Origin of the sequence: Ruminococcus sp. Marseille-P6503, from assembly GCF_900604945.1 — a bacterium.
Classification (GTDB): domain Bacteria; phylum Bacillota; class Clostridia; order Oscillospirales; family Ruminococcaceae; genus FB2012.
The window spans coordinates 1017042-1032901 of the sequence record NZ_UWPB01000001.1; the positions used below are offsets into that span (position 1 = coordinate 1017042).

Below are 15860 nucleotides of genomic sequence, written 5' to 3' on the forward strand. Positions count from 1 at the left end.
TTCGGCTTCTCTGTCTTTAAGCCGCACTGTATATAAACCAATATTAATTACGAATTTAATTATACAATAACAAAGCTGAAAAGTCAATAGCTTTTTTAAATTTTCCTGAAAAATTTTGCAGTGTTACAGCAGATGCTGAACAAACGGTTTACTTGTAATTGCAGCTGAAATCGCTGAAGCTTGCCGAATTTCTCCCTATGCTGTACAGACCCAGCATAACGCCGGTAAATCCGCCGGAAACCTCGCTGGTAAGATATTTGGTATTTCCGCTGCCCAAATATATTTCCGAGCCCTGACTTGCCGCATAGAAATTATATCTGAAATTATCTCCGCGCACTATAAGCACAGCCGAATCGGAACTGAGCTCTACAGTATTCTCAATATGCTTTATTCCGCCTATATTAAGCTTTAAAACCGCTTCCGTTCCCTCCGGACTTTTGCGCAGCGCGATATCATAATGCTCGTCCTCGCACATATAGCAGGTTACTCCCGCCTCCCCGCCGTCAACGGAAAGCCTTACCGAAAGCTCAAATTCAAAGTCACGCTGTCTGAGAGCGATAAACGCGGGAGAATCCGCGTCGTCAAGTGTAATTCCGCTGCCGTGCAGTACGATACTGTCGTCATAAAACTCATAATTATCGAAATCCGGACGGCGGAGATGACACCAGTCTATTTTCCATGAGGTGTTTTTAAATGTATACAGCTTTTTTTCCTTCTGCTCAAAATCGCCTTTAATCTCATACTCGTATTCGGCAGTGCCGTCGCGTCCGGCGGTAAACCAGCCGTCTGCGGAAAATTTCACAGGAATAAGAAAAACCTCTCTGCCCAGATTGTGATACGGCATCCACATATGTATCTGACGGAAGCCAAGGCATAAAATATGCCAGTCTCCGTTTTTATCTCTTATCAGATCGCCGTGACCTATTCCCTGAATCAGGTAAGGAGCTTTGTTTCGGTTTGTAAGCACAGGATTTCCGGCATACCCGACAAACTCTCCCCACACCGAGTCGGCGCGGGCGTAGGTGATCATATGACCGTATTCGGTTCCGCCTTCCGCCGCCATAAGATAATACGAGCCGTTTATCTTATACATATGAGGGCTTTCAAGATAACGTCCTCCCGAGCCCTGCCATATGCATATGCTCTTGGACAGCTTTTCTCCCGTTTCAATATTTATTTCGCACTGTATCACTCCGCTCCTGCCTTCATCATCGAGGCCGTTGCTCATAAAATATGTTTTGCCGTCCTCAAAGAAAAGCGACGGATCTATTCCTCCCTGATCGACATATACAGGGTCGGACCACTCGCCGTAAATATCGTCCGTATAGACATAAAAATTCTGGCGCGTTGTATCGTTAGTGGTAACCATGTAAAAACGTCCGCCGTTATACCGTATAGTGGGAGCGAAAACACCGCCTGAGCTGTTGATCTTATCGAGCATTACCTGATTTTCTCTGGTAAGAACATATCCTATCTGCGTCCAGTTCACAAGATCGGGGCTTTCAAACAGCGGCACTCCCGGGAAATACTGAAACGAGCTGCATACCATATAATATTTTCCGTTGGCAGAACACACGCTTGGGTCGGGATAAAAGCCTTTAACTACAGGGTTTGTATATTTCATAATAATTATCGTTCCTTTCTCAGCGGTATGCTTTGAAACCGCGGACTTCATATGTATAATTATATACTATCCGCCTGATTTTATCAAGCTTTACAAGCAAATAAACAGCCAAGCAAAAAACACGGCAGAACTTTTATGTTCCTGCCGTGTTTCCTTTATACAGACATATTACCTACCCTGCTTACCTCTCTTTTTGCTGTATGCTGCCGTTCCCGCCAGAGCGGTTCCGCCTGCAAGTACAAACGCAAACAGAAGTACAGACCTGTTATCTCCCGTGTTCGGAGATTTGTCGCCGCTTGTGCTTGAGCTGTCACTTGCAGATTCTGCTTTGCTGTCGCTTGCCGCTGTTGATTCTTCACTGTCGTCTGCCTGCGAGCTTTCGGAATCAGCCGCGCTGCTGTCATCAGACGCGCTGCTGTCATCGTCTGTGCTGTCAGTTGCGGAAGAATCCTCCGGCAATTCCAGCGCAGGAATTACAACCGCTTCCTTAGCGTAGCCGCAGACTGTGCATTCCTCATGCTTTGAGCCTGCAACGCCGATCTCCGCTTCCTTATCTGTTATCCACTCAAAGGTATGAGCAGCTTCATCATCAGCCTTTAAACCGCAGGCACACTCGTGCCAATGATTATCCGCGTCAGCTGTCCACTCGGTTCCAAAGCTGTGACCGCCTGTCATATTAGTGTATTCTCCCGATGGCTTTGTGGCTGCTTCACATTCATAAGTGAGGTTCTCTGTTTTATACACCGCGTAATGCTCATTATATAGAAGAGGTAAAGCGTCAGCTTCTCCCATGTCAACATTCTGATACCATACGGAAGTTTCAAGCTGTTCACCGTTCTCGCCCTGATTGTTCAGCAGCCAGCATACCTCGCCGGAAGCAAACTGCTCGGAGGTCTTAGCTTCGGTTATTCCTGCTCTGTCCTCTATCGGAATATAATCCTTTTCCTCATCGCTCCAAGCAACGCCTATTCCTGCAATTTCACTTTCATCGTCAGTAAGATAGTAGCAGTTGCTGAAAATGGCGTTATAAGTTATTCCGCACACGCCGCCGACATAACTGCTTGCTCCGCTGACCAAACCTGTGTTATAGCAGTTGCTGATGGTTCCTTTCGAATTATATCCGCACACGCCGCCGACTTGATATTCTCCGCTGACTGAGCCTGTGTTATAGCAGTTGCTGATAGTGAAGCCGTTAGCATTAAATCCGCACATGCCGCCGACATAACTAGTTTCTCCGCTGACTGAGCCTGTGTTATAGCTGTTGCTGATAGTTCCATAATTATATCCGCAAACGCCGCCGACATAACCATTTCCGCTGACCGTTCCTGTGTTATAGCAGTTGATGATGGTTCCGTTGCTATCATTATATGCGCACACGCCGCCGATAGCCGTATATGCTTTTATATATGAATCAACAACTCCGACATTTTGAATTGTGCCATCATTCCGTCCGAATAAGCCATGCCAAACAGAACTATTGTTGACATAGATACCGCTGATCGTTTTATTGTTGCCGTCAAAGATTCCTTTATAATTATAAGTAGTTGTTCCTATCGGCGTCCAAGCTTTGAAGCCGCTTCCGTCGCCGTTAAGCTCTCCGTCCGCGGTAAGAACATTTTCATTGATAACGATATTGTCCATAAGTCTGGCGTTTATACTTGCATTTCCGCCGTTCACCTGCTCGGCGAACCAGTAAAGCTGATCGGCGGTATATATTTCATAATATCCGTCGGCCGATAATTCCGGTTCTGTACCCTCCGCCCATGCTGTCAGTGAAACGCTTCCGACCGGCATAAGCCCGAGCAGCATACTGAACGTCAGCAGCAGGCTCAAAAGTCTTTTCTTTGCTTTCATACATTAATACTCCTTCACCAAAAATCTTTTTTTCAAGGCACAAAAAGACGATCACGTCCTTAAACTATATGCTCAGAACTTTTTGTAAATTTTCCATAAGATTTTTTAATATTTATATAAGTAAGTATACTTTAAAATTAATAAAAAGTCAAGAATTGCATAAGGCTTCTGCCAATTTTTATTCGCCGATTTAAGTAATTTTTTTATGAATACAAAGCCTTTTTTTCTGACGTATTTATCTTTCAGACCGCAAACCAATAAGCGTTTACGCCTATGCTTCAAATAAGGAATACGGCTGAAATAAATTTTGACTTTACCCCAAAGCAGTGATATAATTACATTAAGATTTTTTTCGGAGGACAGCTGTATGGGAATATTTGATATATTCAAAAAAAGGGGCTTGCAACAGACCGAAACACCGCTGAAAAAGCGGCTTCGGGATTTCAAATGCCGCAGAATATGCTATGTGGATACGGATTTCAAAGAGCTTGTCGCCCGCGTCGCAGCCGACCCCGCCGCAGTTCTTTCATTGGAGCCGGTCAACTATTATGCCGTTAAAAACCAGTATATAATGGCGCACGTTTATTCCTCGGAGGACTGCTCGGAAAACTATGTGAAATTCCAGAGGTTTGATTATGAGCGGAAAACTGACGAAAGCAGTCTGCTCCCTCTTGACCGCGCGACGCTGACAAAAGCCCTTGCCAAAGTAGGAATTATTATAACCTAGCGCCTATGTCCCGCCTTCTTTAGAAGGCGTTTCCATATCAGTCTTTCAGTAGGGGGGACGTAATCCCCTACTGAAAGACTGAGGAGCTAGAAGCTCTTCGCTGTCAAAAGACAGCGTTTGGCGCAGGTTGCTTCGTCGCAGCCGATGTTAAGCGAGCTCACATCGGGCTTTGCTCCGAATTAAAATTGATACGGCTTTTTTATAAGTCGGACTTTCTGCCGCCTAAAAAAATACCGCGCAAGCCTGTTAAAGTCCTGCGCGGTATTTTCTTTTTTCATATCAGTCTATCGCCTGAGCGATAAGCGAGCCCATTTCAGAGCAGCTTACCGTTTTCATTCCCTCGGACATTATATCGCCTGTGCGGTAACCGCTGTTAAGCGCCTTATTTACCGCGTTTTCCACAGCGTCAGCCTCTTCGCTCATATCAAACGAGTATCTGAGCATCATTGCGGCTGAAAGAATAGTGGCGATAGGATTAGCCTTGTTCTGTCCCGCAATGTCCGGCGCCGAGCCTCCGGACGGTTCATAAAGACCGAATTTTGTTTCATTCATTGAAGCGGAAGCAAGCATTCCGATAGAGCCGGTAATCATTGAAGCCTCGTCAGACAGAATATCTCCGAACATATTCTCCGTTACCATAACGTCAAACTGAGCGGGATCCTTCACAAGCTGCATCGCGCAATTGTCAACCAGCATATGCTCAAGCTCAACCTCAGGATAGCTCTCAGAAACCTCGGTCACTACCCTTCTCCACAGACGGGAGGAATCAAGCACGTTAGCCTTGTCAACGCTGGTAACCTTTCTGCTTCTCTTCATCGCAACCTCAAAGGCCTTAACGGCTATTCTTCTTATTTCGTTCTCATCATATCTGAGAGTGTCAACGGCCGTCATAACTCCGTCAACCTCCTCGGTCTTATGCTCTCCGAAGTAAAGACCTCCCGTAAGCTCCCTCATAATAAGCATATCGAAGCCTTTTGCGCTTATTTCTTCTTTAAGCGGACAGGCTCCCGCCAGCTGAGGGTAAAGCACAGACGGACGAAGATTTGCAAAAAGCCCCAGCGACTTTCTGATCTTAAGCAGTCCTGCTTCAGGACGAAGCTCAGGCGGAAGCTTGTACCACGGAGATGTAGTGGTATCTCCTCCGATAGACCCCATAAGAACCGCGTCGGCCGATTTACAGCGCTCAATGGTTTCGTCCGTAAGCGGAACTCCGTTGGCGTCAATGGAACAGCCGCCCATTAAAAGCTGGTCATATTCAAAGCTATGACCGTATTTTTCCGCCACGCTGTCAAGCACCTTCATAGCCTCGGTTACGATTTCGGGTCCTATACCGTCGCCCTTTATTACCGCAATCTTCTTGTTCATTGTACATGCTCCTTTATTTATAGATTTCAGGCGGTCAATATGACAAGCATAAGAACGATGACGAAACGTATGCCCGAGCCGTCAACCTGCCTTAATTAAAATATACTGCTTTGATATTACAATATTTGTACGCCGTCTGAAGCGATACCGCTCAGACCGCTGCTCGGCATATTTTAAGCTTACCAGTACATTACCACCGGCGTTCCGATTTCTACGTTTTCATAGACATATTCGGCGGCAGCGTACGGCATATTTATACAGCCGTGAGAGCCGTAGTTCTTATATCTGTTTCCTCCGAAGGACGAATGCCATGTGGCGTCGTGAAGCCCTACTCCAAAAGTGCTTATATTGTTCCAGAAGGTCACGGGCGTTTCCCAGGTTTCGCCAGATGACAGACTTCCCTTCAATACCTTGTTCTTTTCCTTGAGCCAAAGCTTGTAAACGCCTCCCGGAGTATTTCTTTCCTCCGTCGGCAGACCGGAAACTATATCGCACTCATATTCAAGCTTTCCGTCCTTATAATACCAGAAATGCTGCATCGCAAGATCGACCTCGCAGTAGGTATCGCCGATATCAGATTCGGCTGTTCTCCACTCGGGATTGCATACATATTCATAAGAGGAATAAGGATTTTTGTAGTAGATGGGTTCGACATCAGCCGAGCTTCCCTCTTCAATCAGCTCTACCAGCTGATCGCAGGTCTTCTGCTGATCTATCCACCAGCCGTAGCAGCCCTCGCCCTCTTCAACGGTTATTTCGCCTCTGCTTGTGGAATTGAATTTTCTGTCTTTACCGTAGGTATCGTACTTTTCCGCAAGCTCTTCCACATACTCCATAGCCTTGTCCCCGTCAACGGTATAGCCGTCGGAGGGATCTTCGTTTTCAAAGGTTATCCAGTCTATAATTTCGCTGCCGCTGAGAGTTTCCGTAGTATATGTAAAATCGTAGATTATTTCTATATCGTACAGCGAATTAAGCTGTTCAAGCTGCTGTTCAAGATCCTCTCTTACTACCTCCGGCTTCTCGTAGCAGTCTATTCCGCTGATGTCTACAGTATACTCGCCGGAATCAACGCGGCCGTCAATATATTCATACAAAGCGTCAAGCTTATCCTCGTCAAATTTATCGCCCTGCACCTCCTCAATCAGTACAAAGCCATCGTCGGTTTTTTCAATATACGCGTCCTCAGGCTCGGTAGTTCCGGGCGAATCGAGCACCTTGCGCTTTATCTCGCTGTTTAGCTTGTCTTTATCATATGTAAACGCGGAATCAAAATTATACTCAGTCCTGCTCCACAGATTTCTGAACCAGGTATAATGATTCTGCTGACTGAAATACTGGGATATGGTAACCTTTATGTTGTCCTTATAGTCTATTTTGTCAAGAGAGATTGTCAGCTCGCTTCCGTCCGCCTTGACCAGAGTTATCTTCTCCGGAATGACCGAATCCTGAAGCACAAGCTCATACGCTTCCTTTTCAGTCCTTCCGCTTACGTCTATTCCGTTTATTGAAGTGTTGGCAAGAAACTTTCCGTCTACCTTATTCATTCCGTAAAAATAAACTCCGGTAACCGCAGCCGCCGCAACCACCAAAACCGAAGCGGATATAATACCAGCGACTTTAGCTTTAGACTTGTTCTTTCCGCCGTTTTCCTTTTTCTTTGACGCCGGCGTATTGTTTCCGCTTCCGCTTTTGGAGGCGCTTACGCCCGATCTCTCTGCTGTTCTTACGCCGGCACGCGCCGCTGAGGATCCTGTACGTCCTTTTCCTTCTCCGTCCGCTGAGCCTGACGAAGCGTATCTGTTGTCTTTCGCCTTAAAATCATTTCTCTGATTATTTTTATCGGAAGAGAACACCGTAGTATCAGAAAAAACATCCTCACCGTTCTGCATAGCCATATTTCTTGCGATCTGCCTTGCAAGCTCTTCCTTAGAGGACGGCTTGTTGAAGTCATTATCCATAGAAACTGATCCCGATCCTTTCTTTGTATGCGCCTTATTCAACTACACCTATGTATTTTATTATACATCACATCAAGACAAAATGCAACACAAATAAAACAATTTTGACCGGCTATTCACAACTTATTTATTCCCTTAAACGCCGCGTCACAATACAAAAATCAGGAGTTCTATGCAATTATTCCCCTATAACGCAAAACCGCCGCAATCCAATGCGGCGGCGCGGATCACATATCAGAGCCTTATGTCCTCGGCATATGAATAAACCTGCCGGTCTGAAACGTTCTCACAAAAAACGCTGTACAGCAGACCGTCCTGCGAAAGTCTGAACACGCTGAAGTGATTTCCGTCAACGGCATACATTTCGCTTTCGCTGTCAGTTTCGGTACCGTCTATCATTACAAAGTCCTCCGAATTGTAATATACATTATGCCGATTATTTCCCCATGGTATTAAATTGTTTTTATAATATTATCATAATCATATATCTAAAATATAACATATATTATACTTGTTTATTACTGTTTAATGTCTTTATTAACAATACAATAACCGACCTGTTTTTTTCATCGGCTGATATAAAATAAAAATATTATAAAATCAGCAGATGATTTTTCAGAGTTTAAATACAGTTTAAAAACACCTGTTATAATGACGGTACAGTAAAATCATAATATCAAGAATAAGGAGATTTTTAAATGCTTAGTTTAAAGCAGATAGTAAAAAACTATATTTCCGGCGATGAAACGGTTCAGGCGCTGAAAGGGATTGATATTGAATTCCGCGAGAACGAATTCGTATCCATTCTGGGTCCCTCCGGCTGCGGAAAAACCACTCTGCTGAATATAATCGGCGGACTTGACCGGTATACCAGTGGCGATCTTGTCATAAACGGAAAATCGACCAAGGAATTTAAAGACAGCGACTGGGACACCTACAGAAACCATTCTGTCGGTTTTGTTTTTCAAAGCTATAATCTTATCCCTCATCAGACGGTGCTGTCAAACGTAGAGCTGGCGCTGACTCTTTCCGGCGTTTCAAAATCGGAGCGGAGAAAACGCGCCATAGACGTTCTGACAAAGGTCGGTCTCAGCGATCAGCTGAACAAAAAGCCCAACCAGATGTCGGGAGGACAAATGCAGAGAGTCGCTATTGCCCGCGCGCTTATAAACGACCCTGATATATTGCTTGCGGACGAGCCTACGGGAGCTCTCGATTCGGCTACCAGCGTTCAGATAATGGAGATACTTAAAGAGATCTCCAAGGATAAGCTTATTATTATGGTAACCCACAATCCTGAGCTTGCCGAAAAATACTCTTCAAGAATTGTAAGGCTTCTGGACGGAAAGATAACCGACGATTCAGATCCCTACTCCGCAAACGTCGTTGAGCCGATAAAAAATGAAGAGAAAGCCAAAGCCGACAGCAAAAAAGGCAGAAAAACCTCCATGTCGTTTCTTACGGCTTTGTCGCTTTCCAAAAACAATCTGCTTACAAAGAAAGCCAGAACTATACTCACCTCGTTTGCCGGAAGCATTGGAATCATAGGGATCGCGCTTATACTTTCCCTTTCAAACGGAGTTCAGACCTATATCAACGCTGTACAGGAGGATACGCTTTCCACCTACCCCCTTACGATCGACGAAACCACCACGGACCTTCAGTCGATGATGGAAGTAATGATGGATACCGACGTGCCGGATGAAAACCGTCCCGCCGACAGAGTTTATTCAAGAAATTCAGTCGGAGCGATGATAAACGCAATGTCCGCCGGTTCAAGTCATAACAATCTTAAAGAATTCAAGACCTACCTTGAAAGCAAAAAGGACGAGCTGGAACAGTATACAAGCGATATTAAGTATTCCTACAGTACTGTAATGAATATTTACAAGGAAAATACCGATGATGAAATCATACAAGTAAACCCTTCCCAGATTTATGAGGCTGTGGGAATGGGTTCTCAGATCAGCGATATGGAGTCCTCCTCCATCGGCTCGATGTCGCCTATTATGGCTTCAACCGCAAATATGTGGTCGGAAATAATAGACAATCAGGATATTCTTGACGCTCAGTACGACGTTATCGCCGGACGTATGCCGGAAAGCTATGACGAAATCGTTGTTGTCGTAAACGAATATAATGAAATAGACGATTTTGCGCTTTATTCGCTTGGTCTGAAGGATGTAAACGAGCTGTCCGAGATGATGAGCGCAATGCAGAATATGGATAGCGTTGACGAATCAGTAACCGAGTATTCCTATGATGAGATACTGGATCTCAGGTACAGACTTATACTTAATACCGACTATTATAAAAAGGACGGTTCAAGATGGGTGGATATGTCCGGCGACGAGGAATATATGAAGTCGGTAATTGAAAACGGCATAGAGCTTAAGGTAGTAGGAATACTCCGACCCAACGAAGAAGCCTCGGCAGAGTCCATCAGCGGAGTTGTCGGCTACCGTTCCGACCTTATGAAAACGCTTATAGAAAAAATAAACGATACTGAAATTGTAAAGGCACAGCTTGCTGACCCTGAAACGGATATTTTTACAGGTCTGAAATTTGAGGAAGCGGAGGAGAAACAGCCCGCGGATCGTGAAGAAATGCTTGCAATTCTCGGGTACGATCAGCTGTCGGACGATGAAAAGACTAAGATAGACGCGCTTTCGGACGAGCAGCTTGCCGAGGCGGTTTCTCAGTTAAGCGCCGCCTCTGAAGCCGAAATGAGCCGGGAGGAAATGCTTGCGGCTGTCGGATACGATAAAATGTCCGATGAGGAAAAGGCTCAGATCGACGCGATGACCGATCAGCAGCTATCGGCTATGATCGGAATGATGCAGCAGGCGCAGGAGGAGTCTTTGCCGGAAAAGCCGGAAACGACTTACGAAGAAAATCTGTCTATACTCGGCGTGGCGAGTCTGGATACTCCGAGCAGCATTAATATATATCCTAAGGACTTCGCTTCAAAGGAAAGCATTGAGAACATCATCAAGGAATACAACGAAAAAGCGGAAGCCGACGGACATGAGGAAAACATTATACAGTATACCGATATGGTAGGACTTATGATGTCCTCGGTAACCTCCATAATCGACGCCATAAGCTATGTGCTTATCGGATTTGTGGCTATCTCCCTGATCGTTTCCTCGATAATGATAGGAATAATCACCTATATCTCCGTTCTGGAGCGGACAAAGGAAATAGGAATACTGCGAAGCATAGGAGCGTCAAAGAAGGATATTTCAAGGGTATTCAATGCAGAAACCATTATCGTAGGCTTCACTGCCGGAGCAATAGGAATCGCGATCTCATATCTGCTGACAATACCGATAAATATGATCATATCCCATCTTACAGACGCGCCGGTAAGAGCCGCTATTCCTGTGGCAGGAGCGGTCATACTGATAATAATAAGTATGCTCCTCACATTTATTGCCGGATTGATCCCGTCAAGAATAGCCGCCAAAAAGGATCCTGTCGTTGCACTGAGAACAGAATAGCAATAAAAACCGTATGATTACAGAGTTAAAGAAAGGAATATTAAAATGAAAAAGCTATCAGCCGAAACAAAAGACAAAATTTACGGATTCACAAGCTGTCTTATTGCCGCATTAGCATTAATGGCGCTGATAAGCATGAGCTTTGTCCACTGATCACAGCCGTCCGCTGAACGGACGGTACGCTAAAAAATCAGTCCGCTGTGTTCAAATAAACAAACACAGCGGACTTTTTTATTGCAGTAAAATAAATTGAGAATATGAGCTTTTTCGGCATAATAAAAGCGGAAGGTCTGAAACCTCCCGCTTTAAAAGACCTGCTGACTTGCGTCAGCCCCCCTTTGTGTCGTGATAAGAAATATTGTAAATCAAGATATTCCGAGGAACTCCAGATACTGCTTTTTAGGCATATTGGAAACTGAAGTTTCTTTAAGCTCGCTGCCCTCTGACAGCCTGTACTGTACAACAAGCTCTTTTTTTCCGGAATCGGTGGTTTTTACCGACCAGCCCACGTCCGGAATCACTCCGCGCGTTCCCTTATTTGTGATTGTCTTTCTGATTCCTTTCTGCTTCAAGGTAAAAAATTTCAGCTTGATATCCTCGCCGTACGGCTCGACGTATATTTTAACAGCGCCCTTATCGCTGTCCTGAACATCGACAAGATAGAACTTATATTTTCCGTCAGGCGAAATCGTGTTGTTTTCATCGGTCACAGCCACGAGCTTTTCAACCTGATCGCTGTATCTGCTATAAACGCTTCCCGTCGTGTCAATATCCATATCAAGCACCGTTTCAACAGAGGAGCCGCCGAAAAGCATATTCAGCACAAAATAAGCTACAAGTCCGAGAACGTAAAGCAGCAGGTATATTGTTCCCATTATAACCTTAACGGTTTCATTGTTCCCTGAAGCAAAAAACATGACAACCGCTACTATGAAAGGCGGAATTATAAGCACCCACAGACCCATATTGAACAGGATCATAAAGAAAACGACCGGAAGCATAACGATACTCAGAAGCTTCGTGATCGGCTGCTTTCTGGTATAAAGCATCAGAACGAGAAATACCAGACTGGCAAAAGCGTATATTGCAAAAAACGACGCCTGCATTCCCTCGGCAAATTCAAGCTTATAAAGAAAAGTAGCGTATGTCAGCAGAACGATAACAGCAAAATACGCCACATTAAATATTGAAACACAGCGTTTCACCCATACGTTAGACAAAACGTCCCTCATCTGAAAATCCTCCTAGAAATATCTCCGTTTTTGTTCATAGCATTAAAATATACCGCATGGCTCAACGGCTTTGCCCCGACAGAAAACCTCGGCGCATATAAATATTTTATACCATTTCTATAAAAAAATCAAGCGGTTATCAGTAATTTATCTGTCTGTATATTTTCTTCCGCATTGACGGCAATCCTCTGCAAAACCGCTGAAAATTCACAAGCCTATCAAAAGGTTTAATTCAGAATAAGCTCCTCGCCGCCCGTAAGACCACTGAGAATCTCAACCTTATCGCTGTCCTCAATCCCAAGCTCAACGTCCTGCTCTACCTTTACTCCGTCTATAAGCAGGTTTACAAAAGTGCGCTCGCCCACAGTCTTTACCGCGTCTTTGGGAACTACCACAGTATCAAGTCTGGAATAAACGTCAAAGCAGACCTGAACATCTCCGAAATCAAAAAGCTCGCTGTCATCGGAGGGAGTTATAACATATATATAAGTAGAATAATCTCCGTTTTCATTATGAATAATATCGGTTACCGTAGCGTCGCAGGAATTGACGCCCTGCTCCAGTATGACCTTAGTGCCGAAATTAACGTTGTTAAGCGGATTGTCGTAGACCTCGCAGCACAGATATTCCTGCGATCTGTCGGCAGCAAATCCGAAAATCTGTCCCTTGCTTACATATGAATACACGTTCAGCTCCTGCCTGTAGTCGTCGCCGGTCATAACCGTAAAAACGCCGTCGCACGGAGCGTAAACATTGTAATCGTCAAGAGAAGCAACAAGATGATCGTATTCAAGCTGCTGTATCTCCAAGTCGATCCGCGCAAAGCTTATCTCGTCGGCAGAGCCGTTGTTTGACTGCAAGGTTTCCAGCGTTTTCTTCGCCTGATTTAAGTAAACCTCTTTCTCCTCGATCCGCTCCTGAACCTCGTCAGTGTTCAGCGTACATAGCAGATCGCCTTTTTTTACCTCCGAGTTCGTTTCAACGCTGATCGTTTCGATCTGACCGTCAGCTTTAAATGAAACATACTCATAGTAAGGATAGCCGTAGCTTCCCTCCTGATAATACTTTTCGGAAATTTCCGAAATCTCCGCCTTTGCTGTTTTATATGCAACATCCTTGGTTTCAAGGATAGGAACGGCTATTTCTCCTGTTTTATCTTCGCTTCCGCAGGAAACGCACATACACGCCGTTACGATCGCAGCCGTAATTATAAAAAGCTTTTTCATAAAAACTCCTATCACAATCAAATATCAGAAAACCGCGTCAGAATCCTCCTTATTTAACCGAACCGCTTTTCTGAAACGGCAAAGCCGCCTATATCAAATATATTTTATCATTTTTCGTCAGAAAGTGCAATAAGCTTTCTGCCATATTGTATATCTGCACAACAATTCACAAAAATATTTAGACAAATTAACCATTACGATTCAATAAAATGTAAAATTACCGCGTTAGACACCAGAAAGCCCTCCGGAGTAAGAGCTATCCTGCCTCCGTCACAGCGGCAAAGACCTCCCTTCTCCAACGCAAGCGCATTTGCGGCGGCTTTCTTCGCAAACTCGCGTCCGCCCAGTTCGGAAAGCCTGCTCAGACTTATCCCCTCTTTCAGCCTTAGTCCGAGCATTATATATTCCTCCAGTCTGTCAGGCTTCTCATCTGTAACAAGCTCAGCCTGGAGGTTATTGGCGGCAAAGGATTTCACATCGTCAGGGCACATATACCTTTTACCCTGAAAATATGAATGGGCGGAAGGACCGATACCGATATATTCGCCGCCCAGCCAGTATTTCAGATTATGACGGCTTTCCATTCCGGGCTTTGCAAAATTGGAGATCTCATACTGCATAAAGCCCTTGTCCTCAAGCATATCCACCGCTGTAAGATACATAATTCGCATAAGCTCATCATCGGCGACGGATTTTTTTATTTCATCGCAGTTATAGGGAGTATTCTCCTCTATTTTCAGCATATAAGCGGAAATATGCGTTACGGGCAGACTGCATATCCTGTCAATGCTGTCCTCCAGCGATTCCGGCGTCTGACCGCAAAGCCCGAGCATTATATCGCAGGATATATTAAAAAAACCGGCTTTGACCGCGTCGCTGACCGCCGCCCCCGCCTGCCGGAAGCTGTGCAGTCTGCCAAGCGTCCTCAGCTGTGAATCGTCGGCAGACTGCACGCCGAAAGACAGCCTGTTTACTCCTGCCGCTCTGTAGCCGCAAAATTTATCATAATCCGACGACGAAGGATTGCACTCCATCGTTACTTCCGGCTTCTCAAGGCTGAAGCTTGCGGCAACCGCGTCAAGTATGCTTCCCGTCTGCTCCGGCGTCAGAAGCGAAGGAGTTCCTCCTCCGAAATAGACAGTATCAACGCTTACGCCTTTCCCCTGCCACCGCTTTATATTTCTGACAACCGCGTCTGTAAAGCTGTCCGAGGCTTCCATGCTCCAGCCTGTGGAATAAAAATCGCAGTAGGGACACTTTCTGAGGCAAAAAGGAACGTGTATGTACAGACCTGTCATCAGACGTCATCGCCGTCCTTGAAAGCGTCTTCTATATATGCCGCCGCCTTTTCGCCGTTGCCCCGTATATGCCTTGCCGCCGCGCATATTCCGTATTTGGCGATACAAACGGCAAACATACCCAAAAGTATCAGCGCCGCGTAAAGCACAAACCACATCTGTTCCTCAAGGCTGAGCTGAAAATACACGGAACGGCTTCCGATAAAGCTGACAGCCGCAGGATGTATAACCACATAGCAGATAAAGCCTAATATTCCGCTGTAAGCGATACAGGCGGCAATTCCGACCGCGGACGCCCTGAATTTCAGCGAGGAAAACTTTATTCCCGCAAAGGCTACCCAGCATATCAGCGCAAAGAGCGCAAAGCCCCGCGACATATTGGCATATACCTCGTAAAGCAGAGGAAGCAGAACGGCTCCACAGAAGCCGAAGATAAGCGAGTATTTCATTGATTTCGGAAAATCGTTCATAGTGAATCCTTTCTTAAAGCAATCCGTTTCCGGTTGGATAAACGGCTCCATGATCATAAAGGCTGAGAATTCTGCAAACGCGGCAGGCAGAGCTTCAGCGCATATGTTTTCTTATCCATGCGCCGTTGTTCTTTTTATATTTCAGCGCGCATAAAACGCCTCCGAACAGCGCCAGTCCAATTGAATTGACGGTAATATTTCTGAATATATTCAGATGATAGCTGCCGTCAAGATAATAAACTATCTGCCAGTAGACCTGAGACATATCCGGCTCGAAAACCTTTTCTATCCAGAAATACAAAACCGCCGTTCCCGCTGCCGCCGCTAAAAAATAATACATCACATGGCGCGCAAATTCGGTCGCATTATTTGCGGCAAAGCTGAAAAAGAAAATAATCTCGTAAACTATCCAGATAACGTATTTTACATAGGTATTAAAATAATACGCGGCTTCGGTGCTTGCGCTGTAAAAATAAGCGTACCAGCAGCCAAAGAAATACAAAGCTGTAACCAGAACCGCCCACAGCGGCGCAAGCTTGTGAAACAAGTTTTTATTTTTTAAAAATAAAGCCATGATTTCCCCCCCGGGTATTAAGAAAA

12 protein-coding genes are annotated in these 15860 nt (G+C 45.1%); 2 read left to right on the forward strand and 10 right to left on the reverse strand.

The genetic code is table 11. The annotated features are described in order from the left end of the window. Positions 1–148: 148 nt before the first annotated feature. Both EIH25_RS04730 and EIH25_RS04735 read right to left on the reverse strand, forming a co-directional pair. Entirely contained in the window at positions 149–1624 is a 1476-nt protein-coding gene (locus EIH25_RS04730; protein ID WP_124099064.1) for a glycoside hydrolase family 43 protein, read from the reverse strand. Between the two features lie 168 nt (positions 1625–1792). After that, positions 1793–3478 (reverse strand): LPXTG cell wall anchor domain-containing protein, encoded by a 1686-nt coding sequence (locus EIH25_RS04735; protein ID WP_124099066.1) that lies wholly within the window; start codon positions 3476–3478, stop codon positions 1793–1795. A gap of 367 nt (positions 3479–3845) precedes the next feature. Between EIH25_RS04735 and EIH25_RS04740 the strand changes: the two genes are divergently transcribed. After that, positions 3846–4205 carry a hypothetical protein gene (locus EIH25_RS04740; RefSeq protein ID WP_124099068.1) on the forward strand — a complete coding sequence of 120 codons (360 nt, stop codon included), beginning with the start codon at positions 3846–3848 and terminating at the stop codon, positions 4203–4205. Between the two features lie 279 nt (positions 4206–4484). On the opposite strand, the gene leuB is transcribed toward EIH25_RS04740, so the two are convergent. The 3 genes from leuB to EIH25_RS12390 form a co-directional block, all read right to left on the reverse strand. After that, positions 4485–5570, reverse strand: coding sequence for a 3-isopropylmalate dehydrogenase (gene leuB, locus EIH25_RS04745; protein ID WP_124099070.1), 1086 nt, complete (start codon positions 5568–5570; stop codon positions 4485–4487). A 179-nt stretch (positions 5571–5749) separates the two neighbouring features. Further along, the gene (locus EIH25_RS04750; RefSeq protein WP_124099072.1) at positions 5750–7531 is read right to left on the reverse strand and encodes a L,D-transpeptidase family protein; all 1782 of its coding nucleotides are present in this window, start codon (positions 7529–7531) and stop codon (positions 5750–5752) included. A gap of 234 nt (positions 7532–7765) precedes the next feature. Next, positions 7766–7930, reverse strand: a complete 165-nt coding sequence (locus EIH25_RS12390; protein WP_164489159.1) for a hypothetical protein — start codon at positions 7928–7930, stop codon at positions 7766–7768. Positions 7931–8229: 299 nt separating this feature from the next. On the opposite strand from EIH25_RS12390, the gene EIH25_RS04755 reads away from it, so the two are divergent. Further along, complete coding sequence (locus EIH25_RS04755; RefSeq protein WP_124099074.1) at positions 8230–11034, forward strand: ABC transporter ATP-binding protein/permease; 2805 nt, start codon at positions 8230–8232, stop codon at positions 11032–11034. Positions 11035–11399: 365 nt separating this feature from the next. Here the strand turns inward: EIH25_RS04755 and EIH25_RS04760 are convergent, their stop codons facing one another. The 5 genes from EIH25_RS04760 to EIH25_RS04780 all read right to left on the reverse strand — a co-directional run bounded on the left by EIH25_RS04760 (position 11400) and on the right by EIH25_RS04780 (position 15834). Continuing rightward, entirely contained in the window at positions 11400–12266 is an 867-nt protein-coding gene (locus EIH25_RS04760; RefSeq protein ID WP_124099076.1) for a hypothetical protein, read from the reverse strand. A 227-nt stretch (positions 12267–12493) separates the two neighbouring features. Beyond that, positions 12494–13492 (reverse strand): biotin/lipoyl-binding protein, encoded by a 999-nt coding sequence (locus EIH25_RS04765; RefSeq protein WP_124099078.1) that lies wholly within the window; start codon positions 13490–13492, stop codon positions 12494–12496. Positions 13493–13686: 194 nt separating this feature from the next. Continuing rightward, positions 13687–14790 (reverse strand): radical SAM family heme chaperone HemW, encoded by a 1104-nt coding sequence (gene hemW / locus EIH25_RS04770; protein ID WP_124099080.1) that lies wholly within the window; start codon positions 14788–14790, stop codon positions 13687–13689. Then, on the reverse strand, positions 14790–15260 hold the full coding sequence (locus EIH25_RS04775) for a hypothetical protein (RefSeq protein ID WP_124099082.1): 471 nt from the start codon (positions 15258–15260) through the stop codon (positions 14790–14792). The genes hemW and EIH25_RS04775 overlap by 1 nt, the downstream gene beginning before the upstream one ends. 94 nt (positions 15261–15354) lie before the next feature. Further along, positions 15355–15834, reverse strand: a complete 480-nt coding sequence (locus EIH25_RS04780) for a hypothetical protein (protein WP_124099084.1) — start codon at positions 15832–15834, stop codon at positions 15355–15357. Between the last annotated feature and the right edge of the window lie 26 nt (positions 15835–15860).